This is a genomic window from Hymenobacter sp. J193 (assembly GCF_024700075.1).
Lineage (GTDB): Bacteria > Bacteroidota > Bacteroidia > Cytophagales > Hymenobacteraceae > Hymenobacter.
The window spans coordinates 1,473,906-1,499,818 of the sequence record NZ_JAJONE010000001.1 but is presented as its reverse complement, the minus strand read 5'-3'; the positions used below and the strand labels follow the sequence as shown (position 1 = coordinate 1,499,818).

Annotated in this window: 21 protein-coding genes and 1 riboswitch; of the genes, 14 read left to right on the top strand and 7 right to left on the bottom strand. The window is 60.3% G+C overall.

Translation table 11 applies throughout. The features are described from left to right. Positions 1-146 precede the first annotated feature (146 nt). Together metH and LRS06_RS06465 are read right to left on the bottom strand one after the other, a co-directional pair. On the bottom strand, positions 147-3,857 hold the full coding sequence (gene metH, locus LRS06_RS06470) for a methionine synthase (protein ID WP_257870736.1): 3,711 nt from the start codon (positions 3,855-3,857) through the stop codon (positions 147-149). A gap of 72 nt (positions 3,858-3,929) precedes the next feature. Continuing rightward, positions 3,930-4,043, bottom strand: a riboswitch (SAM riboswitch). 98 nt (positions 4,044-4,141) lie between these two features. Continuing rightward, the gene (locus LRS06_RS06465; protein WP_257870735.1) at positions 4,142-4,267 is read right to left on the bottom strand and encodes a hypothetical protein; all 126 of its coding nucleotides are present in this window, start codon (positions 4,265-4,267) and stop codon (positions 4,142-4,144) included. A 154-nt stretch (positions 4,268-4,421) separates the two neighbouring features. Between LRS06_RS06465 and LRS06_RS06460 the strand changes: the two genes are divergently transcribed. Beyond that, positions 4,422-5,525: a PA14 domain-containing protein gene (locus tag LRS06_RS06460; protein WP_257870734.1), complete on the top strand. Its 1,104-nt coding sequence runs from the start codon at positions 4,422-4,424 to the stop codon at positions 5,523-5,525. A 71-nt stretch (positions 5,526-5,596) separates the two neighbouring features. Here LRS06_RS06460 and LRS06_RS06455 read toward each other — a convergent pair whose 3' ends face one another. From LRS06_RS06455 to LRS06_RS06435, 5 genes are all read right to left on the bottom strand, one after another. Continuing rightward, on the bottom strand, positions 5,597-6,883 hold the full coding sequence (locus LRS06_RS06455) for a pitrilysin family protein (protein ID WP_257870733.1): 1,287 nt from the start codon (positions 6,881-6,883) through the stop codon (positions 5,597-5,599). Positions 6,884-6,888: 5 nt separating this feature from the next. After that, positions 6,889-8,085, bottom strand: a complete 1,197-nt coding sequence (gene porV, locus LRS06_RS06450; RefSeq protein ID WP_257870732.1) for a type IX secretion system outer membrane channel protein PorV — start codon at positions 8,083-8,085, stop codon at positions 6,889-6,891. Between the two features lie 57 nt (positions 8,086-8,142). After that, positions 8,143-12,078, bottom strand: coding sequence for a type IX secretion system sortase PorU (gene porU / locus LRS06_RS06445; protein ID WP_257870731.1), 3,936 nt, complete (start codon positions 12,076-12,078; stop codon positions 8,143-8,145). Between the two features lie 120 nt (positions 12,079-12,198). Further along, the gene (locus LRS06_RS06440; protein ID WP_257870730.1) at positions 12,199-12,966 is read right to left on the bottom strand and encodes a phosphatidylcholine/phosphatidylserine synthase; all 768 of its coding nucleotides are present in this window, start codon (positions 12,964-12,966) and stop codon (positions 12,199-12,201) included. Between the two features lie 3 nt (positions 12,967-12,969). Continuing rightward, positions 12,970-13,605 (bottom strand): MBL fold metallo-hydrolase, encoded by a 636-nt coding sequence (locus LRS06_RS06435; protein WP_257870729.1) that lies wholly within the window; start codon positions 13,603-13,605, stop codon positions 12,970-12,972. Positions 13,606-13,690: 85 nt separating this feature from the next. Between LRS06_RS06435 and LRS06_RS06430 the strand changes: the two genes are divergently transcribed. The 13 genes from LRS06_RS06430 to LRS06_RS06370 all read left to right on the top strand — a co-directional run bounded on the left by LRS06_RS06430 (position 13,691) and on the right by LRS06_RS06370 (position 25,833). Further along, positions 13,691-14,788 (top strand): FAD-binding oxidoreductase, encoded by a 1,098-nt coding sequence (locus LRS06_RS06430; protein WP_257870728.1) that lies wholly within the window; start codon positions 13,691-13,693, stop codon positions 14,786-14,788. Positions 14,789-14,808: 20 nt separating this feature from the next. Next, the gene (locus LRS06_RS06425; RefSeq protein WP_257870727.1) at positions 14,809-16,992 is read left to right on the top strand and encodes a hypothetical protein; all 2,184 of its coding nucleotides are present in this window, start codon (positions 14,809-14,811) and stop codon (positions 16,990-16,992) included. Further along, positions 16,875-18,029: a hypothetical protein gene (locus tag LRS06_RS06420; protein ID WP_257870726.1), complete on the top strand. Its 1,155-nt coding sequence runs from the start codon at positions 16,875-16,877 to the stop codon at positions 18,027-18,029. The genes LRS06_RS06425 and LRS06_RS06420 overlap by 118 nt, the downstream gene beginning before the upstream one ends. Positions 18,030-18,230: 201 nt before the next feature. After that, positions 18,231-18,872 carry a heme exporter protein CcmB gene (locus LRS06_RS06415; RefSeq protein ID WP_257870725.1) on the top strand — a complete coding sequence of 214 codons (642 nt, stop codon included), beginning with the start codon at positions 18,231-18,233 and terminating at the stop codon, positions 18,870-18,872. A 124-nt stretch (positions 18,873-18,996) separates the two neighbouring features. Then, positions 18,997-19,668, top strand: a complete 672-nt coding sequence (locus LRS06_RS06410) for a cytochrome c biogenesis protein (RefSeq protein ID WP_257870724.1) — start codon at positions 18,997-18,999, stop codon at positions 19,666-19,668. 79 nt (positions 19,669-19,747) lie between these two features. Further along, complete coding sequence (locus LRS06_RS06405; RefSeq protein ID WP_257870723.1) at positions 19,748-19,951, top strand: CcmD family protein; 204 nt, start codon at positions 19,748-19,750, stop codon at positions 19,949-19,951. A 102-nt stretch (positions 19,952-20,053) separates the two neighbouring features. Next, positions 20,054-20,479 carry a cytochrome c maturation protein CcmE gene (locus tag LRS06_RS06400; protein ID WP_196955284.1) on the top strand — a complete coding sequence of 142 codons (426 nt, stop codon included), beginning with the start codon at positions 20,054-20,056 and terminating at the stop codon, positions 20,477-20,479. Between the two features lie 108 nt (positions 20,480-20,587). Further along, positions 20,588-23,173 carry a cytochrome c biogenesis protein CcsA gene (ccsA, locus tag LRS06_RS06395; RefSeq protein WP_257870722.1) on the top strand — a complete coding sequence of 862 codons (2,586 nt, stop codon included), beginning with the start codon at positions 20,588-20,590 and terminating at the stop codon, positions 23,171-23,173. A 169-nt stretch (positions 23,174-23,342) separates the two neighbouring features. Further along, positions 23,343-24,158, top strand: a complete 816-nt coding sequence (locus LRS06_RS06390; protein ID WP_257870721.1) for a Rossmann-like and DUF2520 domain-containing protein — start codon at positions 23,343-23,345, stop codon at positions 24,156-24,158. A 42-nt stretch (positions 24,159-24,200) separates the two neighbouring features. Further along, positions 24,201-24,554 carry a (2Fe-2S)-binding protein gene (locus tag LRS06_RS06385; RefSeq protein WP_257870720.1) on the top strand — a complete coding sequence of 118 codons (354 nt, stop codon included), beginning with the start codon at positions 24,201-24,203 and terminating at the stop codon, positions 24,552-24,554. A gap of 131 nt (positions 24,555-24,685) precedes the next feature. Continuing rightward, a complete protein-coding gene (iscX, locus tag LRS06_RS06380) occupies positions 24,686-24,922 on the top strand; it encodes a Fe-S cluster assembly protein IscX (protein ID WP_196955280.1) in 237 nt (78 codons plus the stop codon). Between the two features lie 115 nt (positions 24,923-25,037). Further along, the gene (locus LRS06_RS06375; RefSeq protein ID WP_257870719.1) at positions 25,038-25,523 is read left to right on the top strand and encodes an HAD family hydrolase; all 486 of its coding nucleotides are present in this window, start codon (positions 25,038-25,040) and stop codon (positions 25,521-25,523) included. A gap of 115 nt (positions 25,524-25,638) precedes the next feature. Beyond that, positions 25,639-25,833 carry a cold-shock protein gene (locus tag LRS06_RS06370; protein ID WP_196955278.1) on the top strand — a complete coding sequence of 65 codons (195 nt, stop codon included), beginning with the start codon at positions 25,639-25,641 and terminating at the stop codon, positions 25,831-25,833. Positions 25,834-25,913 lie beyond the last annotated feature (80 nt).

The window sequence follows — 25,913 nt, the reverse complement described above, 5'->3', positions numbered from 1 at the left end:
ATTGCTGACGTTGTTTAAGCTGGTAAAAAGAAGGATATAGTTTGACTGAGAAGAAGGAAACCCAACAGTGCGGGCGTCATCAACCACCCCGGCATTGGCTAAAGCCAATGCATCCCCTCCTCGTCTGAGGAGGGGAGTTTTTGTTCTTACAACGCCGTCACGGGCACACTAACCGGGTCGTAGTTCAGGTTGGGGGCCAGCCAGCGCTCCAGCTCTGCCAGCAGCATGTTCTTGCGTTCAGCAATGTCCGCTACCTGATCCTTGCCGATGCGGCCAAGGCCGAAGTAGCGGGACTCCGGGTGAGCGTAGTAGAGGCCGCTGACCGAAGAGGCGGGGTACATAGCCAGGTTTTCGGTGAGGCGGATGCCGGTTTTGTTTTCCGCGTCGAGCAGCTCAAACAGGGTGATTTTCTCGGTATGGTCAGGGCAGCCGGGGTACCCAGGCGCCGGGCGCACGCCTTTATATTTCTCCTGAATGAGGTCCTCGTTCGAGAGGTTTTCGGCCGGGTCGTAGCCCCAAAATTCCTCGCGTACGCGCTGGTGCAGGCGCTCGGCAAAGGCTTCGGCGAGGCGGTCGGCCAGGGCTTTCACCATGATGCTGGAGTAGTCGTCGTGCTCCTTTTCGTACTTATCCAGCAGCTTCTCAATACCGATACCCGCCGTCACGGCAAACCCGCCGATGTAGTCCTCGCGGCCGGTTTCTAGCGGGGCCACAAAGTCAGAGAAGGCCAGGTTGGGCACACCGGACGCTTTTTCGCTCTGCTGACGCAGGGTGAAAAACTCCGCCTGAATTTCTTCGCGGCGGTCATTCTGGAAAATCTGAATCGTGTCGTGGCCTACGGTGTTGGCGGGCCAGAAACCGATAACGGCCCGGGCGGTGAGCAGCTTCTCGTCGATAATTTGCTTGAGCAGCTTCTGCGCGTCTGTGAAGAGCTGGGTGGCAGCCTCGCCCACGTTCTCATCGGTGAGGATGCGGGGGTAGCGGCCTTTCAGCTCCCAGGTCTGGAAGAACGGCGTCCAGTCGATGTACTCCACCAGCTCGGCCAAATCGTAGTCTTCCAGCGCCTTGGTGCCCAGGAAAGTCGGCTTCACAATAGGGGTAGTTTCCCAGTCGGCCTTGAAGCCATTCTCGCGGGCGGCTTCAATGGTCAGGTAGCTTTTCTCGCGCTGGCGGCCGGCATAGTCCTCGCGGAGCTGGCGGTACTCCTCACGCACGGTGCGGGCGTATTCCACATCAGCCGAGCCGAGTAGGGCCGCTGCCACCCCCACCGAGCGGGAGGCGTCATTCACGTGCACTACTGGGCCGGAGTAGTTGGGCGCAATTTTCACGGCAGCGTGCAGGCGGGAGGTAGTAGCGCCCCCAATGAGCAGCGGGGTGTTGAGGCCACGCTTTTCCATTTCCTGCGCCACGTACACCATTTCATCCAGCGAGGGTGTGATTAGGCCGCTCAGCCCGATGACGTCCACCTGCTGCTTCTGGGCTTCGTCGAGAATGCGCTCCAGCGGCACCATCACGCCCAGGTCCACGATGTCGAAGTTGTTGCAGGCCAGTACCACGCCCACGATGTTCTTGCCTATGTCGTGCACGTCACCTTTCACCGTGGCCAGCAGAATTTTGCCGGCGGTCTGCCGGTCGCCGCTTTGCTTGTCGGCCAGCAGATAGGGCTCCAGGTAGGCTACGGCCTTCTTCATCACCCGCGCCGACTTCACCACCTGGGGCAGGAACATTTTGCCCGCGCCAAACAGGTCGCCCACTACGTTCATGCCGGCCATCAGCGGACCTTCAATCACTTCGAGCGGCCTGCCCACCTGCTGGCGCACTTCCTCGGTATCCTGGTCGATGAACTCCGTGATACCTTTCACGAGGGCGTGTTGCAGGCGCTCTTTTACTGGCAAGCTGCGCCAGGCATCGGCTACTACCTCCACCTTGTCCTTCTGTTTCACCGTGTCGGCAAAGTCTACGAGGCGCTCGGTGGCGTCGGGGCGGCGGTTCAGCAGCACGTCTTCCACCAGTTCCAGCAGGTCCTTGGGCACTTCGTCGTACACGGCCAGTTGGCTGGGGTTCACGATGCCCATGTCGAGGCCCGCCTGGATAGCGTGGTAGAGGAAGGAGGAGTGCATGGCCTCGCGCACTACATCATTGCCGCGGTATGAGAAGCTGATGTTGCTGACGCCGCCGCTGGTGAGGGCACCGGGCAGGTTTTGTTTGATCCAGCGGACGGCCTCGATGAAGTCCAGCGCGTAGTTGCGGTGCTCCTCCATGCCGGTGCCCACCGTCAGGATGTTGGGGTCGAAGATGATGTCTTCGGCCGGGAAACCCACTTCGTTCACCAGGATGTCGTAGCTGCGCTGGCAGATTTCGATGCGCTTCTCATAGTTGTCGGCCTGGCCGTTCTCATCGAAGGCCATGACCACCACGGCGGCGCCGTACTGGCGCACGGTGCGGGCGCGCTCCTTGAAGGTTTCTTCGCCTTCCTTAAGGGAAATGGAGTTGACGATGCTCTTGCCCTGCACGCATTTCAGGCCGGCTTCCAGCACGCTCCACTTCGAGGAATCAATCATAATCGGTACCCGCGAAATATCGGGCTCCGAGGCAATGAGGTTCAGGAACGTGGTCATGGCCTGCTCCGAGTCGAGCATGCCTTCGTCCATGTTCACATCAATGACCTGGGCACCCCCTTCCACCTGGTCGCGGGCTACTTGCAGGGCAGCTTCGTAGTTGCCGGTCCGGATAAGGCGGGCAAAAGCGCGGGAGCCGGTTACGTTGCACCGCTCACCCACGTTCACGAACAGGCTTTCAGGGTAGATACCGAAGGGCTCCAAGCCACTCAGGCGGGTAGCTTTCGGTAGCTCCGGCAGCTTACGCGGCTCGTACTTCCCGGCCAGGCGGGCCAGCTCGCCAATGTGCTGGGGCGTGGTGCCACAACAGCCGCCTACCACCGTCACGAGGCCTTCCTTAAGGTAATTTTCTACTACCCCCGCAAATTCCTGCGCCGACTCATCGTAGCCACCAAAGGCATTCGGCAAGCCGGCGTTGGGGTAAGCGGAAATGTGCACATCCGCAATGCGGCTCAGCTCCTTGATATACACCTGCAGCTGATCGGCCCCGAGGGCACAGTTCAGGCCCACGCTTAGCAGCGGCAGGTGGCGAATCGAGTTCCAGAAGGCCTCCACCGTCTGCCCCGAAAGGGTGCGGCCGGAGGCGTCGGTAATCGTGCCCGAAATCATGACGGGCACCACGCGGCCGCCTTCATCGAAGAACTTCTGCACGGCATACAGGGCCGCTTTGGCATTGAGCGTATCGAAGATGGTTTCGATGAGCAGGGCGTCGGAGCCGCCGTCGATGAGGCCGCGCACCTGCTCGTGGTAGGCGGTGGCCAGCTCATCAAAGGTCACGGCCCGGAAGCCGGGGCGGTTCACGTCGGGGGAGAGCGAGGCGGTACGGTTGGTGGGCCCAATAGCGCCGGCCACGAAGCGGGGCTTGTCGGGGTTCCGGGCCGTAAACTCGTCGGCTACTTCCCTGGCAATGCGCGCCGACTCGTAGTTGAGCTCATACACGATATGCTCCAGCCCATAATCGGCCTGCGCAATGGTGGTGCCACTGAACGTGTTGGTTTCCACCATATCGGCCCCGGCTGCGAAGTAATCGGCATGGATGCCTTTGATGATGTCGGGGCGGGTTAGGCTGAGCAGGTCGTTGTTGCCGCGCAGGGGCTTCGGGTGGTCGGCAAAGCGGGTGCCGCGGAAGTCGTCCTCGGTCAGCGTATGGCGCTGAATCATGGTACCCATGGCGCCGTCCAGAATCAGGACGCGCTTGGCAAGAATATCGTGGAGCGGGGAGGCGGTGACGGTCGGCATATCGGCTCTTCTCAGAAAATCGGCAGCAAAAAGTGCCTATCCAGAAAGAGCCGCGTGGGGGCGCGAGTCCTGTACTTATCTTCTTCCAGCGCACCTAAATGCCCTGAAACGGGAGTTAGCACCTTGTTTTATTTCAGGTTGCTAAGACGTCGTCGGGCCCAATCCCTCGGTCTTTCTGGATAAGTAACAGAGGCGAAGATACGGCGGAACGAACTAAAAACAACAACCCCGGCCAGTGAGAAGGCCGGGGTTGTTTAAAGCAGAGAAGCTGCGTCTGACAAGAGCTAGTCTTTTTTGATGCAGTTTGGGACAGTTTTGCCGTCTTTCTGCTTGGTGCCAGCCTGCTCGTAGCCTTTCCAGCACGGATCCGTTTTTTTAGCCGAAGTAGAAGGAGTTTTCTTGGTAGCCATAGCTGCGGTGCGCGGAGTTGAATGAAAATTACCGCACACTCTACTTTACGACCAGGCAACGGTATTGGTTTGTCGGGCGGTCTATACGAACTACAACCGTAGGAGCGTTTCTTTGCCTGGGGCTGCCAACGTCACTATCTTATTCTTTCTTCCGATGAAGCACTTATTCACCTGGCTGATATTGTTGTTGAGCGCCGCGCCGCTACTGGCGCAAACATCCGCGCTACCCGTGGGCACGGGGCTGAAAGGCACGTATTACCGAGGGATGAACTTCGAGGAAAAAGTCTTTACCCGTACCGACCGTCAGATTGATTTCGACTGGGAACACATCCCGCCCAGGCCGGATATGCCCACGGAGGAGTTTTCGGTGCGGTGGCAGGGCTGGCTGCTGGCACCGGTCACGGGAGAGTATGAGTTTTCAACGGTGATGGACGACGGTTTCCGGTTCTGGCTGGGCGGGAAGCGGCTAATTGATGCCTGGCGCGACCAGGACCACCTCAATGCCACCGTGCGCATTAGGCTTCAGGCCGGCCGGTACTATCCGGTGCGCATCGAGTACTTTCAGAACGGAATAGAGAGTCGGGCGCTGCTGCAATGGCGGCGTACGGAGGAGCTGGGCGGCTTCGAAACAGTGAGCAGCAAGGTGCTGTTTACGGCTCTGCCCGGCTCAGCCCGCCCTATTCCGGTAGCGCAGCCCCGGCCGGTGCCCGTGGTAGCTGCCGCTCCTAAGCCAACGCCCGCGCCCGTGGCGGCCCCAACGACGCCCCGCCGCCGGCCCACGCCCGCTGCCCGGCCGGCCACCCGCCCCGCCGTAGCTGCCGTGCCCGCCGCCCGGCCAGCTCAGGCGGTTGTTTCGGCACCAACAGTGGCTCCGGCCGCAACGCCCGACTCATTGCCCAGCCTTGCCAATCTGGCGAAGGGCGCTGTGGTGGAGCTGAAAAACCTGTATTTCGAACAGGGCCGCGCCCGGTTGCTGCCCACCTCACAGCCCGAGCTGAACCGACTGGTGCGGCTGCTCCGGACGGAAGCAGCGGCCCGCTTCGAAATAGCCGGCCACACCGATAACGTGGGCGACGCAAACCTCAACCAGCAGCTTTCCGAGCAGCGGGCCCAGATTGTGCGCCGCTACCTCGTCCAGCACGGCGTAGACTCGCTGCGCCTCACGGCCGTCGGCTACGGCGGTACCCGGCCCGTAGCCGATAACGGTGACCCACGGCAGCGCCCCCGCAACCGGCGGGTGGAGCTGGTGGCGCGCTAATCAGCTTCCAGCTACTGCGTCCGCAAAGCCCTGGACGCTGTGCGCCTGCGGTTGCTTCTTGCCTCCTTGAGCTACTTCTTGGGGCCGGCCACGACTTCCAGCATCGTATCGGCCTGGAGATACTGCTGAGCCAGCTGCTGCAGCTCAGGGGCCGTTACGCGCTGGATTTGTTGCACGAAGTCGGTGTAGTAGCTGGCGGGCAGGCCCAGGAATACGATGCTCTTATACTTGTCGCACTGCTCAAACACGGTGCTCAGCTCATTGGCAAACTTGCCGGCCATGTAGTTTTTGACGGTTTGCAGCTCTTCAGCGGGAATAGCCTCGTCCTGCAGCAGCTGTAGCTCATGGCGAATTTCCTGAATGGCGGCCGCGGTACTGGCGGCGTTGACGTCGGTGCCAATGACGAAGCTGGTGGCATGCTCCCGGGGCGTAACGCTGGCGTAGATGCCGTAGGTGAAGCCCTTGTCTTCGCGGATGTTCTTCATCAGACGGGAGCCAAAATAGCCACCTAATACCTTTACCAGCACCTGCAGCCGATGCGTGTCGGAGTGGGCAGGGGAGGGCCACAGCCGGCCAATCCGGATGGAGGACTGGATACTCTCCGGCACCGTAACGTAGTCGGCCGCCAGGGGCAGGCCAGAACTGTCGGCCTGCGTGTGGGCTTCATTGACCGGGGCACTGGCGCTGCCGATGCTGCCTAAAGCGGCCTGAACGGCTTGCTGCTGCGCCGGGCCCACGTCGCCGCAAAGAAAGATTTCAGCATCAGCAAATGAATACGCCTGCTGAAAGAAAGCCTGGAGCGTTTCCCGGGGAATAGCCTGAAATGTGTCTTCCTGAAATACTACCCCGTAGGGCGTATCGGCCCCAAACAGGTTGCGCGAAAACCGCTCGGCTGCCAGATAGCTGGTTTTTTGCCGCTCGATGCGCACGTTCTGGATGGTGCGGGCCTTAAGCTGCGCCAGCTCGGTTTCGGGGAAAGTGGGTTCCGTAAGTACATCAGCCACAACCGGCAGCAGCTGGCCGAGGTGGCGTGCCAGGCAGTAGAGCGTGAGCGTAGCGCGGTCGAAGCCCTGCTCGCATTCCAGGGAGGCACCGAAAAAGGCAACTTCATCGGCAATCTGGCGGGCGGTGCGGGTGCGGGTGCCTTCCAGCAGCATACGGGCCGTGAGCACCGAAGCGCCCGGCGTGGTATCGTACCACTTGCCGGCCCGGAATACCACCTGCAGACGGATTACGGGCTGGGCCGCGTTGCGCAGGATATGCAGGCGGCTGCCATTAGGCAGTGAAAGCACGTCAGCCGCGGGCAGCGTGATGCTGGCCAGCGGCTGAACGGGAGGAGCAATAAGACGATTGAGCATGAATGTTAGTTCGTGGGAGCCGGGTCGCCGGCCGGTGAGGCGGCATCGGCGGCCCCGGCAAAGTTAAAGTGCAACGATACCCGCAAGGTTTGGGAAAGCGGGTTGTTTTTGTTGTTCGGAACCAGATAAGCGGCGTCTACCCCAAACACCTGGTAGCGCAGGCCGGCCCCGAAGCTCAGATACTGACGCGCCCCCTTCTGTGGGTGCTCATAGAAATACCCTACGCGGGCCGACAGCAAATCATTGTACCAATATTCCAGGCCCGCAGAAATGTTGATTTCCTGTAGCTCTTCCTTGAAGCCGCCGGGAGCATCACCAAACGAACTGAAAATAGAGCTGACCAGTCCTTTGCCGGCGCGGGAGCGGTTTTCCGCGTCTATTTCTTCCAGCACCTGGCGGCCCCGGCCGGTGGTGTCGCCCGTTACATAGTAGGGGCTGGGCACCAGCAGCTTGTTGGCATCCACCGTGAGCGTGAGCTTGTTGTAGGCGTCCAGCTCTTTCGTAATGGCCGTACCCAGCTTCAGGTTGGCGGGCAAAAAGTTGCCCTGCTCGGGGTTGGTGTAGGTGATTTTGTTGCCGATGTTGGAAATAGCCGCGCCCAGCGCCAGGTTGTAGTCCTGGGCTCCGATGGTCAGGTCTTTGGTATAGTACAAACCCAGATCAACGGCGGCGGCGTTGCCAGGGCGGGTATCACCCTGCCCGCCGGTGAGGTTGGAGCGAATGTAGCGGGCGGCTACGCCTACGCCCAGGTTTTCGCTCAGCCGCTGCCCATACGATACGCTCAGCGAGTATTCCTTGGGGTTGTACGTACCGTTGTCGGCGTTATTGATGTCGCGGAAGTTGATTTCACCCAGGTCGAAATACATGAGCGACACCCCGAAGGCGGAGCGCTGGCCCACCTTGTGGTAGCCCGAGAGGTAGCCCAGGCCCATATCGTCCGTCACCTGGCGCAGCCAGGGCGCGTACGAAAGCGAGGCGCCCGTGGCATTGGGCATAAAGCCTAGTTTACCGGCGTTGTAGTACATCGAATTGGCATCGGGCGAAATGGCGACGCCGGCCTCTCCCAGGGCAGCGGAGCGGGAGTCGGGGCTGAGGGTGAGCACCGGCACGGCCGTCGTAATAGCGTGGTCATCCCGCTGCTGGGCCAGAGCGCCCGTAGAGAGAGTGAAAAGCCCGGCCGCAACGCTTAGCCGTACAGTCAACTTCGATAACATACTGAGGGGTGAAATGGTGGTGATAGGGAAGGGCAAAGAAAGGGGTTAGCGCAGCAGTACAAGCTTCTCGAACTTGCTGACCTGCGAGCCGTCGCGCGGAGAACGAACGTGCACCCGATACAGATACACGCCGCGGGCTACCTGGTCATTAAATTCGTCGCGGCCGTCCCAGCTCAGGGAGCCTACGTGCGACTTGCTGCTGACCAGGTTTTCGGACAGGGTGCGGATAAGCTTGCCGGTAACGGTGAAAATCTGCACCTGTACGTCCAGCTCCTCACCCGTGCGGTTGTGGTCGAAGTGAAACGTAGTGGAGGCGGCAAACGGATTGGGGTAGTTCAGCAAATGGTCCAGTGCCAGCTTCTCATTACGCACCACCACAAACTCCAGCTCCTGCTCCGACGAGTTGTTGAACGTGTCCCAGGCTTTGAGGCGCAGTACGTGCGGGCCGGGCGCGAGGTTCTTGAACAGGTAGCGCACCCGTCCGCTCCGAAAGTTGTCTACGTCGGCGGTGTAGTACTCATTCAGCACCAGTACCTGCGTAGGGGCATTGTCCACAATGGCTGTGATTTCGTGACCGATGCCCGAGCCGGCCGTGTTGATGCCGCTGCTGTCGCGCAGCACGGCCAGCAGCGTAGTGGTAGGGCTGGTGAGGCCGCCAAACACGAACGACTCATTATCCATGAACAGCTGAATGGTGGGCGGAATCGTGTCGCGCCGGGCTTCACCATTGACGCCCCCGATCAGGATTTCCCGGTTGGCTCCGTGTGCATCCCGCCCCAGGCTGGCCGACGAGGCATAAAGGCTGATTTTGCCGGCATCTACCTTGTAGTTGATGTCGCGCGGAATCACGAAGGACGTAATGAACTTGCCATTGCGCACCGTGGCCTGTCCATCGTATAGCACGCTTTCCTGCACTTCTACCGTCTGCTGCCCGTCACTGCTGTCGTTGCCGAGCATGGTGAAGGGCGTGGGCTTGTCAAACACCGTAATCTGCACCGTGCCATTGAAGTCGGCGGCCAGCTGGCTGCTGCGGTCCGACACGTCGCCGGCCAGCTCCACAGTGGCCATAGCTTTCAGCGTATCGGCCGGGGTGGTTCCCTGGGAAACGGCTTTCTGGTTGATTTGCCGGATCGTGGTTTCGTATTCCGGGTAAGCCAGCCGCATGGAAGGGTCGCCGAGCAGAGCAAAGTTGCGGTTGTAGGAGCCGCTGACGCTGGCGTTTTTCGTTTGAGAAACGACGTCGCCCAGGCGGGGCAATGGCTGGCCTGCCTGCGGAAAGGCAGCCTGGTAGAAGCTGCTGCTCAGAAACTGGTTGTTGTGCTGGTACACCACGCGGGTGGTCGTCAGCAAGGCAATAGCGCCGGCGGCAACATCCGTCAGCGCCACTTCGCCCGCCGAGACGATGCTGGGGTCGTCATAGATACTGAAGTCGCAGGTAGCGGTGAGCAGAAACGTGAGCCGGTTGGTGTTCTGGAGCTTTTCGATGGAGCTTTTCGTGAAGATCTGCTCATCGGCCCAGGCCAACGGCCCGCCATGCCCCGAGTAGTTTACAATCAGGGAGCCTTGCTCAATGCTCTGGTCGATGGCCGTTTCGGCCGCCGGGGAGCGTTGGCCACCCGCTACGGCTTGCTGCGGGTACATATCCAAGTATACCTTATGGATATTGTAGGCCGGCTCAGTGCTTTGAATCATATCAGCCAGCAGTTCGGCCGAATAGAGCGTATGCAGGTTGTTATCCCCGTCGTCGCTGACTAAGGTGAGCCGGTTGCGCCATTTGCCGTATGCGGAAGTCTGGTCGTAGGCAATAAGCTTATCCACCACCAAGCGGGCCTGGGACGTGGAGCGGGGCTGGTCCTGGGGCGCCCGCACCGGCAGGCGGCCCACGCCAATGTCCATCAGCTCAAAATTGCCACCGGAGCCTTCCGCCCATTCGCCTTCGTTATCGTCCAGCAGCCCGAAATAATCATCGGAGGAAAAGGATACCAGCGCTGAGCTGTTGATGGGGTTAAACGACTCGTACGACTCGTACACCGGCACGTAGTTCTGATTGGCTGCGTCCTTCACCTGCCGGCTTTTCCAGTAGCCAGGCTCAAACTCGACGTCATTGGTTGGGTCGGCTTTGTAGTCGTACGAGGCGTCGCCGAACAGCAGGAGCATCAGCTTGGACGTGCTGCTAGTGCGCTGGTCGGCCTCATACACCATCTTCATAAAGTCGCGGATAGCCGAAATGTCCTGCCCCCCGGAGCTGAACTCGTTGTAGACCTGCGTGGTCGTCACTACCTGGGCCTGGAGCTTGTCATGGGTGCGGCGGTGCTGGGCCAGGCGCTCGGCCTCGGCCAGAAACAGCGGATGCGTCACGATAACCAGATCCAGCTGGTTTCCCTGGCTAAGGGCGTGCAGGTTCTGGTTGCCTACTTTCCCAAACAGACGCGGCGCGGGAAACGCGCTGCCCCGGAAGGCCACGTACTCGCGCACTGAATCGGAAGGAGCCGGGAAGCGGCCATTCGTGAGCTGGCGCTGGGCGGGCCGGCGCGGGTTGGTTACGTCCCACACGGTAGCATCGGCGGCGTTTTCCAGCACAAACTCACTGACGGCGCCCGGGGCTACATTGGTGCGGGAGCGGAACTCGCGCACGGCCCCATCCAGCCGGAGCTGACGTTCAGCCACCACTTCCAGGTAGTCGAGGTAGCCCTTGGCCGTGATGTCGCCACTGGAGTTGTAAGCCAGCCGCACCTTCAACTCGGTCCCGCTGGCTGTTGTCGTGAAAGTCGACAGAGCCTGATTGGCAACTAGAGGGAAAGAGCCCCCTTCTATTCTGCTGATGAATTGCGTCCCGATGGTCTGTCCGTTAAGCGTCAGGCCGAAAGAGGTATTGATAGAGGAGGCTGCCGCCGTGAGGCTGGTAACGCGCACCGGGGAGCCGGCTACTACGTCGGGCCCGGAAAAGGTGAATTCCTGTTGGTCGCCGCCTGAGAATGCCTCACCCAGCCACTGTCGCCCCGATTTGAGCAGGTTGTACAGGTCGATTTCGTGGAACTGCCGGTCGAGGTAGGACGTGATGGTGGCAGTGGGCGTGGCGATGGGTGCTTCGGCCGGAGCCACGCGGCGGCCGGCGGCGGTGCCCACCGTCAGAAAGTAGTAGGCAGTATCAGTGTAGCTGTGGTAGAGGTGGCGGAAGGGCCGCGTAGCCGTGCCAGCTTCCCAGGTGTGCGGGCCCCGGGCGTAAAACAGCACGTACTCATCATCACCCAAACTCCCATCACCGTTGCCCGACACGTAGATGGCGTTTTCCACTAGGTCGTCGGGGCGGGGTGTGCTGTTAAGCTGGGGCAGCTGACCGGTGGCATTGCCGTAGAGCTGAAGGCGGCGCGGGTCGAGGCTCTGCACGTCCAGGCCCAGCTTGCTTAGCGTGGCTTTATCGAGCTTGTACATGCCGCTTTCCGGCACGCCAATCTTGAACCACTGGCCCTGGTTGAGCACGGAGTTGGCCGCGTAGACGTGGGCCGTACGAGCCGCGCGGGCCTGCGCACCGCGGCCCAGCGAGTAGGAATACGTGAAGGAAACGAGCTTTTCGAGCTGGCCGCTGCCGGAGCGCCGCAGCGGCGTAAGCGTAATGGTGGTGAGCTGCTGGCGGCTGGCTGTGCCCGTCACCTGCCGGATTTCCGGCGTGGCTGCCACGGTAGCCTTGGTCAGCAGGCGCGCATCGGCCGCCGACAAAGGCTCGTATACCGCGTTCAGCAGCTCGCCTTGCGCCACGGCGCCCTTCACCGAGAACTGGTAGAAAGGCACGAGCTGGCCGGGCAAAAAGCCTCCTTCCAGCAAAGCTGGTACCTGCTGCTTGCGGCCGTTGGGCAACTCGATGGTTTGGTAGCCTTTCCAGTGCAGCGTGTGCTGGCTGGCCACCAAGCCGGCCTGCTGCGCCCGTACGTGCAGGCTGGTGCACAAAAAGCTCAGCAGCAATCCTAAAAACCGAAAGCGCATAAATCGTTTCTCAATAAACTCAGATGCTGGATTGACAATAGGCTGGCAACAAGCCGGGCGGGCGCGAGGTTCACGGCCGGCCGGAAGACTCAACGAATCAGTTGCCAAACTATTGTGCAGCTACACGTATTTCGGTTTCAGCACCGACAACAGCACGTACAGGAGCACGATAAGCGGCACCGCCGTGGCGCCCAGTGCCAGCACCAGTCCCACCGACAGCAGCACGAAAATAAACCGCAGAGAATTGTCCTGCCAGCTGAAGTTCTTGAACTTGAGCGCGAACAGTGGAATTTCGGCCACCAGCAGGTAAGACAGCAGCGCCGTGAGGCCCAGCAGCACCCAGGGATTGAGCAAGTAGGTCTGCAGGCCAAACCGGTCGTTCAGCAGAATCAGCGGGAGCGAAACCACCAGCAGCGTATTGGCTGGCGTGGGCAGGCCGATGAAGGAGTTGGTCTGGCGGGTGTCGTTGTTGAATATCGCCAGCCGCAGGGCCGAAAAGATGCTGACCGTAAAAGCTAGGTAAGCAAGGCCGGCGGGCAGATCATGCATCGGCAGCACCATTTGCAGCAGCTTGAACAGCACTGCGCCGGGTACCACCCCAAACGAAACCATATCGGCCAAGGAGTCAAGGTCTTTGCCAATAGGAGACGAAACGTGCAGGGCCCGGGCCACAAACCCATCGAAGAAGTCGGCCACTGCTGCCAGCCCGATAAAGTAGGCGGCATGCACCAGAGGCTGCCAGGTAGCGGCCGAGAACATAGGGGCAAAGCCGGCCACGGCCACGCTGGTCTGCGCCGGGTTGCTGCTCAGGATAAGGTTCAGGGCCACGCAGCCGCAGAGCAGGTTCAGGCAGGTCAGCGCGTTGGGCAGATGCTTTCGGATAGCCATATGCTATTTTAGAAACGGATTGGAAACTCGCTCGGCGCCGATGGTAGTAGCCGGGCCGTGGCCGGGATACACAGTTACCTCGTCGGGCAGGGAAAGCAGCTCGGTTTTGATGCTGCGGATGAGCGTGGCGTAGTCGCCGCCGGGTAGATCGGTGCGCCCGATGCTGCCCTGGAACAGCACGTCGCCCCCGATAACCACCTGGGAAGGCGCATGATAGAATATCACGTGGCCGGGCGCGTGGCCGGGTGCAAAGCGCACTTCCAGCTCTGTGTTGCCAAAGCGTATCGGCTCACCAGCGACCAGGGTGCCTGTAGGATCAGCGGGCTGGTACTGCGCAAACCCGTAGGAAGGCGCATATGTCTGCACGGCCCGCAGCGTGGCTACGTCGGCTTCGTGCAGCAGAAACGGCACCTTGTAAGTATCCAGAATGAATTGGTTGCCCAGCACGTGGTCGATGTGGGCGTGGGTGTTCACCAGCAGCACTACCCGCAGTTGCTCCGCTGCAATAAACTCCCGCAGGGCCTGCTGCTCGTCACGGGAGTAGCAGCCGGGGTCTACCACCACGCATTCCTTGGTGGCGTCGTGCAGCAGGTAGGTGTTTTCGGAAAAGGCGTTGAAAGTAAAGCCGGAAACGAGCATAAACGAAAATAAAAACGGCCCGCAACCAGGGCCGAAAGGCGAGGAAAGGTACGCATTCGAGTTGTACTTGTGTACCTTGGCCGCCATGACACAGTCCGTCGATTATCTGCTCGTGGGCCACGGCCTGGCCGGGGCCACGCTGGCTGCGGTGCTGCGCCAGCGCGGCCGGCGCGTGCTCGTTCTCGACCCTGGCCTGCCGGATACAGCTTCCTCGGTGGCGGCCGGCCTGCTGAACCCGGTGGCCGGCAAGCGGTTGGCGCTGGGCTGGCGCATGGCCGAGCTGCTGCCCGCCGCCGTGGCGTACTACCAGCAGCAGGAGCAGGAGCTGGGGCAGGAATTTCTGCGCCTGCTGCCCATTCGCAAGCTGTTTTCGTCGGTAGCTGATCAGAACGACGCCATGGCTCGCAGCGCCGACCGGCCCTGGCAGGATTTCGTGGCAGAAATCAGTCCTGAGCTGCCGCCGCTGGCCGGGGTGCGGCAAACCTTTGGCGGTATGCTGATTGCGGGCGGCGGCTACCTGCGGGTGCGCGAGCTACTGGCGGCCCAGACGGCTGCCGGCCTGCGCGAAGGATGGCTGCGGCAAGAAACTTTTGACCCCGGGCAGCTTGTTATCGGCCCGGCCGGTGTAACCTACGGCACTGCTGTGCACGCCGGCCACGTAGTGTTCTGCGAGGGTGCGGCGGCCCGGTACAATCCGTGGTTTAACTGGCTGCCGCTCACGCCCAACCAGGGCGAGGTGCTGGACGTAGAATGTCCCGGCCTGGCCGAAACCGAAGTACTTAATAAAGGCGCATACGTGGTGCCGCTCGGCAACGGGCGCTTCCGCGTGGGCGCCACCTACCGCTGGCCACCCTTTGCGGCCGGCACCACCGCCGAGGCCCGGGCTGAGCTAAGCCAGCGCCTGGCGGATATCACCGATTTGCCGTTTACGGTAGTGCAGCAGTGGGCCGCGGTGCGACCCGCCACGCGCGACCGAAAACCTTTGCTGGGTACGCATCCGGCGTTGCCTTCTTTAAGTATATGCAACGGCTTTGGCTCCAAGGGCGTGCTGATGGCGCCCGGGCTGGCCGGCCACTTTGCCGATGTGCTGGAAGGCACTACGGAGTTGTGGCCCGAAGTCAATATCCGGCGCTATTTTTCGTTGTACCCGGCAGTGGCCCCGGCCGCGGTGGTTTCTTCCTGATTTCTTTTCCTTCTGGCTTAATGATGCACGTATTTACTTCTCTGCCGGGAACCTGCGCACGATGGGCGAGCAGCTGGTGGCTGGCGGTGCTGTTGCTTTTGGTGGCTCTGCCGTATGAGGGCCGGGCCCAAACGTCCCAGGAGCCGTTTGGCCGGGTGCGCATCCAGTACAAGCAGTTCGACTGGAGCTATTACAGCACGTCCAACTTCACGATCTACTTTTACCCGGGAGGGGAGGCTACGGCCCGCCGCACGGCCGAGTACGCCGAGAAGGAGCTGCAGCGCATTACGGCGCTACTGGGGTACTATCCGTATTCCAAAACCACCATCATGCTCTACAACTCGGTGTCGGACCTGCGCCAGAGCAATATCGGGCTGAACTCCGATAAGTACCAGATGGGCGGCGAAACCGATCTGCTGCGCATGGATAAGGTGCAGATAGCCTTCCAGGGCCAGCAAACCGTGCTCAAGCGCGACGTGAGCTACCAGGTTACGCGCGTGCTGCTGCACGATATGATGTATGGCGGCTCTCTGAAGGAAGTTATCCAGAGCAACTACCTGCTGCAGCTGCCCGACTGGTTTGTGAGCGGGGCCGCGGCCTATACGGCCGAGGGCTGGAGCGTGGAGATGGATGAGTACATGCGCAACCTCACCCAGCAGATTGAAGGCAACCGTGCCCCCGCGTTCTTTGCCCGCAACCAGGAACTGGCCGGCCAGAGCGTGTGGAACTACATTGCGGAGCGCTACGGCTACACCAGCATCCAGAACATCCTGAATCTGACGCGCATCACCCGCGACGTGGAAACCGGCATCAGCTCCTCGCTGAACGTACCCTACAAAACCTTCCTCAAAGACTGGCTGACGTACTACCGCCAGCTCAACGCCCAGCCCGAAACGCCCTTCACCGTCATCGACGACAAAAACCAGTTGGTGAAGCGCAACCGGCGCGGGGCCAAGTACTCGCAGATGGCCCTGAGCCCCAGCGGCAAGGAAATGGCCTACGTGACCAACGACCGGGGCCGCTACCGCGTGGTGGTAGGCAACACCGATGGCAGCGGGCGGCACACCATTTACCGGGGCGGCTACAAAACCCCCGACCAGCAGGTGGATTTCCGGCTGCCGGTGCTTACCTGGCGCAGCAACGAGCAGCTGGCCGTGGTAGAGACCAACAAAGGCAAGCTCAATCTGCGGCTGCGGCCTACCAACCGCGGCGCGGGCGGAATCTTTTCCCGCCTGGTAGAAGCGCTGCCGTTCGGGCGCCAGGGCAACACGGCCCTCTTCAGCGGCTTCACTCAGGTAATAGGCCTTCATTACTCCCCCGATGGCAAGTCGCTGGTGTTCAGCGGGGCTGCCAACGGACAGAACGATTTGTATCTGCTGCGCAGCGGCAGCCGTACGCCCGAGCGTCTCACCAACGACTTGTTTGACGACGTGCAGCCAGCCTTTCTGCCGGGCGGCCAGGGCATAGTGTTCAGCTCCAACCGCTGGCTCGATACCACCGGCACCGTGAAAAACAACTTTGCCAACGTCGTCAACAACTACGACCTGTTTCTGTACCACCTCGATGGCCGGGCCCAGCCCGTGGAGCAGCTCGTCAGCACGATTTCCAACGAGTCGGCGCCCCGGCCCATATCTGATATGGAAGTAGTATTTCTGAGCGAGGAAAGCGGCGTACGCAGCCTGTACCGCTACAACCTGTCGACGCGCCAGTACGTGCCCGTCAGCAGCTTTCTGCCCAACATTCGCAGCTACGACTACAGCGCTGCCACCGGCGCTCTGGACTTTATAGCTGCCGACGAAGCCCGTGACTATGTGTATGGTTACGCCTCGTACCCGCTGCCCGAAGGCTTGCGGCTGGCCAAAACGGCCCGCCAGGAAACGCTGGAAGAACGCTCGAAGCCGGCTCCGGCGCCCAAGCGCCCCGCTCCGGTGGCGCCCGATACAACCCGCGCCGGCCAGACGGCTACCACCGGCGGCCAAAAAAGGTTGGTGATTATCAGTACGAGGAAGATACGCCGCCCACCCGAACGCAGCGCCGGACAGCTGCCCGCACCACTGCCACTGCTCCGGCCGCTGACGGTATTGCGTTGGCTGGCCCTTTTCGCTACGGCAAGCAGTTCAGCATCGACAACGTGGTGTCGTCGCTGTACGTGGATCCGCTGCTGGGCTTCGGCATCATTGGGCAAGCCAATCTGTCGGATCTGATGGAAGACCACCGCTTCCGGGCCGGTATTTTCGCGCTTACAGACTTCCGCACCAGCAACATTTTCGCCGAGTACAGCAACCTGCGTCACCGCTACGACTGGGGCATCAGCTACCAGAAGCAGTCCTATAGTCTGGACTTCGACTTTAACACCGACCGCCTGACGCGCCACGAAGTAGCTCCCCGCATTGCGTATCCGCTCACGCATAACCTGAACGTGCGCATGGCTGGCCGTTACGTGAACGTGCGCCGCTCCCGCCTGGCCGACTTCAGCGAAAAGGACGTGGTGGAAAACTTTGTAGGCGGTAGCGCCGAGTTGGTGTTCGACAACGCCATTGCCACCGGCGTGAATATGCTGGAAGGCACCCGAATGAAGGCCGGAGCCCAGATGCTGCACGCCATGCGCGACGAGCAGCAGAGCTTTGGTAAGTTCTTCGTGGATCTGCGGCACTACCAGAAAATCCATCGGCAGATCATTTGGGCCAACCGCGCCAGCTACGGCCACTTCTTTGGCAATGCTACCAAGACCTTTCGCCTGGGCGGCATGGACAACTGGCTGAATAAGAGCTATGACGGAGACGAAGATGCCCTGTTTCAGGGCCATCCGGCCAATGTGTTCTACCAGGAGTTTGTGACCAACCTGCGCGGCTTCAACTACAATGCCCGCACGGGCCCCAAGTACGTGCTCTTCAACTCTGAGCTGCGGGTACCCATCATCCAGTATTTCTCCCGCAAGCCCATCGAGTCGGGGTTCTTCCGTAATCTGCAACTCACGGCCTTTGCCGACGCCGGCTCAGCCTATGCCGGCTCCAGCCCCTTCAACGAAAACAACTCCTACAACACGCGTGAGGTGCTGGGCAACGGGAATGCCTTTTCCGCCACCGTTATCGACTTCCGCAATCCGCTGCTGCTGGGCTACGGCCTGGGCGCCCGGACCACCCTGCTGGGCTTCTATGGCAAGCTCGACGTAGCCTGGGGCCGGGAAGATGAGGAACAAACCGGTCCGAAGTTCTATTTCACGCTTGGCTACGACTTTTAGCCCAGGCAACTCCTGCCGGAATGCAATTGTACCGGGAAGCCCCGTCAGCTGTTGCTGGCGGGGCTTTTTGATGGGCACTTTCCCTGCCTTGCAAGAACATCTTAGGTCCATCTGATTACCCCTAACCAATCGTGTAGTATCTTTGCGGTCCTGTTCACCACCCCTGTTGCCGTGCCGCTCCTGAGCCAGATTTGGTATTTGATGCAGAAGGACTTCCGTCTGGAATGGCGGCAGCGCGCGGCCCTGAGCGGAATGCTGCTCTACGTGGGCAGCACGGTGTTTGTGTGCTATCTGAGCTTTGCCCTGCGCGGCGGCCAGCTGCCTGTGCCCGCCTGGAATGCCCTGTTCTGGATTATTCTGCTGTTCACGGCCGTGAATGCCGTAGCCAAAGGGTTTCTGCAGGAAAGCCGGGGTCGGCAGCTGTATTACTACGCGCTGGTGCAGCCCCAGGCCGTAATTCTGGCCAAGATCGGGTACAATGCGCTGCTGCTGCTGGTGCTGGCTACGGTAGCCTTCGGGGCCTATGCGCTGGTGCTCGGCAACCCGGTGCAGGATGTGCCCCTATTCGTGGGTACGGTGCTGCTAGGCGCGCTGGGCTTTGCTTCTACCCTCACGCTGGTGTCGGGTATTGCGGCCAAGGCTACCAACAGCCATACGCTTATGGCCGTGCTGGGCTTTCCCATTATGATTCCGATGCTGCTCATGCTCATCAAAATATCCAAAAACGCTCTGGACGGGCTGGAGTGGTCGGCCAGCCGTAGCTCGGTGCTCACACTGGTAGCCCTGAACCTGATTGTGGGGGCGGTGTCGTACGTGCTGTTTCCTTTTTTGTGGCGGAGCTAAAGGTCGTTAACTGGTAGTTCTTGGCCGACAGCTTCTTCCGGTTCCAATCTTTTTATTGACACTTCGAACGGCCTCTTTTCATTCATAAAAAAGCTAAAAGCCAACCGCTCCTAGCAAAGTGCTTATGAAAAACAACTGGTGGAAAGTGCTGACGGTGGCTCTGCTGCTTTACACGGCGGTGGCGGGCCTGCTGCTGCCGGTGCCGCGGCTGGCTATCCTCAACGAAACTATCCGCAACCTGTACTTCCACGTGCCCATGTGGTTCGGGATGACCATTATCCTCACGGCATCGGTGGTGTACTCGATTCGGTACCTGCGTAATCCCTCGGAGCGGCTGGATACCCTTTCCAACGGCTTTGCTCAAACGGGCATTCTGATGGGCATCGTGGGGCTGGCGACGGGCAGCCTGTGGGCCCGCTACACCTGGGGCACGTGGTGGACCAACGACCCCAAGCTCAACGGGGCGGCCATTGCCATGCTCATTTACGGAGCCTACCTGGTGCTGCGCTCTTCGTTTGCCGACGAGCAGCAGCGCGCCCGGGTGTCGGCTATCTACAACATCTTCGCCTTTGCCGCGGCCATGCCGCTGTTCTTTATCCTGCCTCGGCTCACCGACTCCCTGCACCCCGGCGCGGGCGGCAACCCTGCCTTCGCCAAATACGACCTTGACAGCAACATGCGGCTGGTGTTCTACCCGGCCGTGCTTGGCTGGACGCTGCTGGGCGTCTGGATTACGCAGCTAAGCGTGCGGCTGTCCCTTTTAAAACAACATGTTCATGAAAAACAGCTTGCGTAGTTGGGGGCTTGGGGTCTTAGAATCTTGGGGTCTTAAATCGAAAGTCTTATTCACGAAAACCAAACCGGCTCTGTTGCTGGTGCTGGGGTTGCTGCTGCCGGTGTGGCACGCAGTAGCTCAGCCGGCCGCCAACGCGCCCGAAATGGCCGATACCCTGCGGCAGGATGGAAAAATCTACGTGGTGGTGGCCGTCATTGCCGTGGTGCTGGCGGGGCTGCTGGCGTACCTGGTTTCCCTGGACCGCAAGCTCACCCGCCTCGAAAAAGAGGTGCACAACCGCTAAACTTTCTCCCTTCTTGGGCCCGGGGGATTTTTCGGGCCCGTTTGGTTGTTCTGAAGCGCTGGCCGGGGGGCTGGCGTCTAGTTTTTTTCGCTTCGTAGCGCCATGAAAAAATCACATTTACTCATTCTGGCCGTTATTGCCGTGGCTATCAGCATTCTGGTTACCACGGCTGGTGATGTAAGCCAGTATGTGTCGTTTAAGGAAGCCCGTGAGCTGGCCGCCGAGGGCAACGCCGCTAAAGTACACGTGGTAGGCCGCCTGCCCCGCGACCCGCAGAAGAACATCATGGGCCTGGAGTACAATCCTACGCTCGACCCCAATTACTTCGCCTTCACGCTGGTAGATACCAACCGCCTGGCGCAGCGCGTGGTGTACTTCAACCCCAAGCCCCAGGACTTCGACAAGTCGGAGCAGGTGGTTATTACGGGCTCCATGCGCAACGACGTGTTCGTAGCCGATAAGATCCTGTTGAAGTGCCCCTCCAAGTACGTGGAGAAAGACATCAAAGGCGCCACCGCCATGCGGTAAGTATGAATTGTGAATTCAGAATGCTGAATTGATAGCAGACTGCTTTAGCGGCCTGAAATTTACTCGGTGTTCCAATTCATAATTCTGAATCCATAATTCAGAATTTCCATGAATACTTTCATTGGCGACGTTGGGCACCTGAGTGTCATTGTGGCGTTTGTGGCAGCCATTGTGGCTACCTATGCCTACTACCAGGCGGCCCGCGGCCGGGCACTCGGCGACGCCGAGCCAGCGTGGCTGCGGCTGGCGCGGGGCGCGTTTTTCGTGCATGGGGCGGCCGTATTGGCGGTTATCGTGAGCTTGTTCGGCATCATCTACGGGCACCGTTACGAGTACTACTACGCCTGGAGCCACTCCAGCAACCACCTGCCGGTGTACTACATGATTTCCTGCTTCTGGGAAGGGCAGGAGGGCTCTTTTCTGCTCTGGATTTTCTGGCACGTGCTGCTGGGCGGCATCATCATCCGCTTCAACCGCCAGTGGGAAGCCCCCGTAATGGCCGTTTTTGCGGGCGTGCAGCTGTTTCTCACCTCTATGATTCTGGGTGTGGTGGTGCTGAACGTGAAAATCGGTTCCTCGCCCTTTATCCTGTTGCGCGACTTCCTGACCGACGCGCCGGTGTTCCGCCTCAACCCCAACTTCATCCCGAAGGACGGTACCGGCCTGAACCCACTGCTGCAGAACTACTGGATGGTAATTCACCCGCCTACGCTGTTTCTGGGTTTTGCCCTCACGCTGGTGCCGTTTGCCTTCGCCATTGCCGGCCTCTGGAAAAATGAGCTGACGAAGTGGGTGAAGCCCGCCATTACCTGGAGCCTGGTGGGCGGCGCCGTGCTGGGTGTGGGCATTATGATGGGTGCTTACTGGGCCTACGAGACGCTGAACTTCGGCGGCTACTGGAACTGGGACCCGGTGGAAAACGCCGTGTACATTCCGTGGCTGGTGCTGGTGGCAGGCCTGCACGCGCTGGTGCTCTGGCAGCGCCGCCGCACGGGGCTGCGCACGGCCTTTGTGCTGGTTATTGCCACCTTCCTACTGATTCTCTATGCTACCTTCCTCACCCGCTCGGGTGTGCTGGGCAACGCCTCCGTTCACTCCTTCACCGATCTGGGCCTTTCCGGGCAGCTTATGATCTATCTGGGGGCTTTCGTGGTGCTGGCTATTGCGCTGCTGGTGGTGAAGTGGAAAACCATTCCGGTTTCCGACAGAGAGCTGACGACTTACAACCCCGAGTTGTGGGTGTTTGTGGGCGCCACGGTGCTGTGCCTGGGTGCTTTTCAGGTGCTGGTTACCACGAGCATTCCGGTCTATAACGCTTTCCTGGGCTTTATCGGCATCAAATCCAACCTGGCGCTGCCCGCCGACCAGATTGCGCACTACACCAAGTTCCAGTTGTGGATGGGCGTGGGCGTGGCCCTGGTATCGGGCATTGCCCAGCTGATGTGGTGGCAGCGCAACGACAAGGAAACCGTTTCCAATGCCTTCACGGTGCCGGGTATTCTCACGCTGCTGGGTGCGGCCCTGGTTATTCTGCTGGTACGCTACTTCGGCCTGAAAATGTCGCCAACCTACATCGTGCTGCTGACGGCGGGCATGTTTGGGGTGCTGGCCAACCTAAGTATGATTCTGGTGCTGCTCAAGCGCCGGGTGAGCCTCTCCGGCGGGGCCGTGGCGCACATCGGTATTGCGCTGATGCTGCTGGGCGTGCTGGCTTCGGCGGGCTACTCCAACATTATTTCCCAGAACAGCTCCGGCCTGGTGTACTCCAAGGACTTTCCTGAGGACATCAACCGCGACAACGTGCTGCTGTGGCGCAACGAAGCCGCGCCGATGAAGGATTACGATGTGACTTACACCGGACAGTACCTGGATGTGCCCGGCGTGCCCGGCTACGTGAACAAGGACCTGCTCTTCCGCACCGATGACGAGTACAAGGCCCTGGCCCGCGGCGACGTAAAGCGCGGCGACCGGGTGTATTACAAGGCCGGCGACACGCTTGAAATTCGCCCCGAGGATACGTACTACCGCGTAGAGTACAAGAACCGCAAGTCCGGCGAGGCTTTCACGCTGTATCCGCGGGCGCAGGTAAACGAGGAAATGGGCGGCCTGCTGGCTTCGCCCGATATCAAGCAGTTCCTCAGCCACGACATCTACTCCCACATCAGCACCGTGCCCGACCCCTCCAAGGAAAAGGAATGGAGCGAGGTGAAGGAGCACCAGCTGAGCGTGGGCGACACCATCTACCTCAACGACTACTTTGCGGTGCTACGCGCCATTGAGCCCGCCCAGAAATCGGCTACGGCCGGGCTGGGGCTGGGACCCAAGGATGTGGCCATTCAGGGCGACATTATCGTGCACGGCGAGAAAAAGCAGTACCATGTGCACCCCGTTTTTGTGGTGCGCAACAACCTGATCGGCCGTGTGCCCGATGAGGTGGAAGACCTGGGCTTGCGCGTGTCGTTCAACAACGTGGACCCTACTACCAAGAGATTCACGTTCGGCGTGAGCACCACCCAGAAGGACTACATCATCCTGAAGGCCGTGGAAAAGCCGTTTATCAACCTGCTCTGGAGCGGTACGCTGCTCATGGCGCTGGGCTTTGGCATAGCGCTGGTGCAGCGCGGCCGCGAGAACCGCAAACCCAACGCTAAGCCCGTGGCCGCTGCCCGTAAGCGCCCGGTGCAGGTAGCCTAAAGGTTCTGCTGACGCGAAAAAGTCCGGTTTCTGCTTCAGGAGCCGGACTTTTTTGTGGGCAGCAGACGGCGCATTGCGGCGGTATTTACCGTGGCTAACCAGCTGGTCTGTTGCGTCAGCCCGGGCCTTGCACAAGTAAAGCCGATTTATTCCTTCCACCTTTGGGTTTATGGAGCATCATTTTCCGGCGGATAGGCCGTTTCGGGTAGCGGTGCTGGGTACCGGCCGCGTAGCCAGCCACCTGGTGCCAGCACTGGCACGGGCCGGGCACCAGGTAACCGCCGTGTGGGGCCGCTCGTTGGCCGCTGCTACTGAGCTGGCTGCGCTGGCGCCCGGGGCGCTGCCCGTAGCCGGCCCCGGGCCACTGCCCGCTGCCGATATCTACCTGGTAGCTGTATCCGACGCGGCCGTGGCCGAAGTTGTCAGCGCGGTACGTTTCCCGGCAGGCAGCATAGTAGCCCACACCTCCGGCTCGGTGCCGCTGGCCGCGGTTGCCGCGGTGCCAGAAGTACGCGGAGGCGTGTGGTATCCACTCCAAACCTTCAGTGCCGGCCGTGCCGTAGACTGGGCGCAGGTGCCCATCTGCGTAGAGGCCGCTGACTCTGCCGCTGAAACAGCCTTATTGGCGCTGGCTCGCAGCCTGAGCCCGGAAAAAGCGCAGCTGGTAGCCACGCCGCAGCGCCAGGCTCTGCACGTGGCGGCGGTGTTTGCCTGCAACTTTCCGTATCACCTTCTGGGCATCAGCCAGGAACTGCTGGGGGCAGCGGGGCTGCCGTGGCCATTGCTGGAGCCGCTCATCCGCGAAACAGTGGAAAAAGCCCTGACAAATCCGCCGTTTCAGGGTCAGACCGGCCCGGCCGTGCGCGCCGATGTGCCAACAATGCAGGCGCATCAGCGGTTATTGGCCGACCACCCCAACTGGCAGGCTTTGTACGAGCAGCTTTCCGCCAGCATCCGGCGCCAACACGAGGAGCGTACGACGTAGCTTTGATGGGGGAGCCGGCCTGCGTACCTTTGCGCCCTCAATTTGCCCATACACCTTCACGCCGTGAAAACCGTCAATATCACCTTTCAATTTGAAGACGGGCAGCCCGCGCAGACGCACGTGGCCGCCGAGGGCGAATCTGTACTAGACGTGGCCCTCAACAACGACATTCAGCTGCAGCACAACTGCGGCGGGGTGTGCGGCTGCAGTACCTGCCACGTGTATGTAGTGCAGGGCGAAGACGACCTGCCCGAAATCAGCGACAAGGAAGAGGACTTCATCGACCGCGCCGTGAACCCGCGCATCAACTCGCGCCTGGGCTGTCAGTGCGTGGTGCAGGCCTCTACCAGCGACCTGATCATCCGCATTCCACCCCAGCACTTCCTGGGTCACTAATGTTTAATGTGCTAAGGTGGGGGAATGTGCTGCTAGGCTAATAACTCTTGTTCATTAGCACCCCAGTGCCTTCAACCCCATCAGCACATTAGCACATTCAATCACATTAGCACATCAGCCCATAACACCCGATGACTTATTTCGAGCCCCCGATTCACTGGCAGGACCACGAGGATATTGCCATGGCCCTGTACGAGAAATTCGGCGACGACTTCACGGAGGCCAAAATCTACCGTATCCGCTTCACCGACCTGCTGGACTGGATACTCACGCTGCCCAACTTCGAAGGCACCCGCGAGCAGGCCACCGAAGGCCACCTGGAGCAGATCCAGGCCAAATGGGTATACGAGTGGCGCGACAATCAATAGATGGTGAGTGACAGGCAACAGGTGCCAACCTCGCCTATATACCTGTATAGAAGTTGCCGGCTGATTACCTGTCACGTATTACTTGTCACCTGTTACCTTCTAACCCACTTGCCATATGATGAATTTATCGGCTATCAAGGCATTTATCTTTGATGTGGACGGCGTGCTGACGGATGGCACGCTGCTGGCCCTGAACTCAGGCGAGCAGGCCCGCGCCTTCCACATCCGCGACGGGTATGCCATCCGGCACGCCCTGCGCAAGGGCTACCGCGTCATCATCATCTCGGGCCGCGAGGAAGAGGGCGTGCGCCGCCGCCTGGAGTCCCTGGACGTGCAAGATATCTACCTGGGTGTGGATGATAAGATGGTCGTTTTCAACAAGTACATCAACCTGCACCGCCTCGACCCGGCTACCATTGCCTACATGGGCGACGACATGCCCGACGTAGAGGTGATGCGCCGCTGCGGCCTGGCTGCCTGCCCCGCCGATGCCGCCGCGGATGTGCGCGCCATCAGCGCATTTGTGGCGGCGCTGCCGGGCGGCAAAGGGGCCGTGCGTGAGCTGATTGAAGCCACTATGAAGCAGCAGGGCACCTGGTAAGGTCGGGCTGCCTACGCTTTTTTTGGCTTGTAGAACCGCGTAAAAGTGGAGTTGCGATTTTGGTAAATGCCTATATCTTTACAACATCATCCATTCACTTTTTTGCATACTTTTCATGAAAACAGGAACCGTAAAATTCTATAATGAGGCGAAGGGCTACGGCTTCATTACAGAAGACGGCACGAAGGAAGACTTCTTCGTTCATGTTACCGGCCTTAACGGGGGCCAGATTCAGCAGAATGACCGCGTGGAGTTTGATACCCAGGAAGGCCGCAAAGGCGTGAATGCGGTGAACGTGAAGAAAGTATAGGCGACCCATCTACTCAGATTTTTTGCATGCGGAAAGCCTCTCCAGCCGGAGAGGCTTTCTTTTTAGACAGCCGGCACCCG

What these genes read in the sequence shown, in the direction of transcription:
- metH (WP_257870736.1), bottom strand. Translation starts at nt 3,857, where the DNA reads ATGCCGACCGTCACCGCCTCCCCGCTCCACGATATTCTTGCCAAGCGC.
- LRS06_RS06465 (WP_257870735.1), bottom strand. Translation starts at nt 4,267, where the DNA reads ATGGCTACCAAGAAAACTCCTTCTACTTCGGCTAAAAAAACGGATCCG.
- LRS06_RS06460 (WP_257870734.1), top strand. Translation starts at nt 4,422, where the DNA reads ATGAAGCACTTATTCACCTGGCTGATATTGTTGTTGAGCGCCGCGCCG.
- LRS06_RS06455 (WP_257870733.1), bottom strand. Translation starts at nt 6,883, where the DNA reads ATGCTCAATCGTCTTATTGCTCCTCCCGTTCAGCCGCTGGCCAGCATC.
- porU (WP_257870731.1), bottom strand. Translation starts at nt 12,078, where the DNA reads ATGCGCTTTCGGTTTTTAGGATTGCTGCTGAGCTTTTTGTGCACCAGC.
- LRS06_RS06440 (WP_257870730.1), bottom strand. Translation starts at nt 12,966, where the DNA reads ATGGCTATCCGAAAGCATCTGCCCAACGCGCTGACCTGCCTGAACCTG.
- LRS06_RS06435 (WP_257870729.1), bottom strand. Translation starts at nt 13,605, where the DNA reads ATGCTCGTTTCCGGCTTTACTTTCAACGCCTTTTCCGAAAACACCTAC.
- LRS06_RS06430 (WP_257870728.1), top strand. Translation starts at nt 13,691, where the DNA reads ATGACACAGTCCGTCGATTATCTGCTCGTGGGCCACGGCCTGGCCGGG.
- LRS06_RS06425 (WP_257870727.1), top strand. Translation starts at nt 14,809, where the DNA reads ATGATGCACGTATTTACTTCTCTGCCGGGAACCTGCGCACGATGGGCG.
- LRS06_RS06415 (WP_257870725.1), top strand. Translation starts at nt 18,231, where the DNA reads ATGCAGAAGGACTTCCGTCTGGAATGGCGGCAGCGCGCGGCCCTGAGC.
- LRS06_RS06410 (WP_257870724.1), top strand. Translation starts at nt 18,997, where the DNA reads ATGAAAAACAACTGGTGGAAAGTGCTGACGGTGGCTCTGCTGCTTTAC.
- LRS06_RS06400 (WP_196955284.1), top strand. Translation starts at nt 20,054, where the DNA reads ATGAAAAAATCACATTTACTCATTCTGGCCGTTATTGCCGTGGCTATC.
- ccsA (WP_257870722.1), top strand. Translation starts at nt 20,588, where the DNA reads ATGAATACTTTCATTGGCGACGTTGGGCACCTGAGTGTCATTGTGGCG.
- LRS06_RS06390 (WP_257870721.1), top strand. Translation starts at nt 23,343, where the DNA reads ATGGAGCATCATTTTCCGGCGGATAGGCCGTTTCGGGTAGCGGTGCTG.
- iscX (WP_196955280.1), top strand. Translation starts at nt 24,686, where the DNA reads ATGACTTATTTCGAGCCCCCGATTCACTGGCAGGACCACGAGGATATT.
- LRS06_RS06375 (WP_257870719.1), top strand. Translation starts at nt 25,038, where the DNA reads ATGATGAATTTATCGGCTATCAAGGCATTTATCTTTGATGTGGACGGC.
- LRS06_RS06370 (WP_196955278.1), top strand. Translation starts at nt 25,639, where the DNA reads ATGAAAACAGGAACCGTAAAATTCTATAATGAGGCGAAGGGCTACGGC.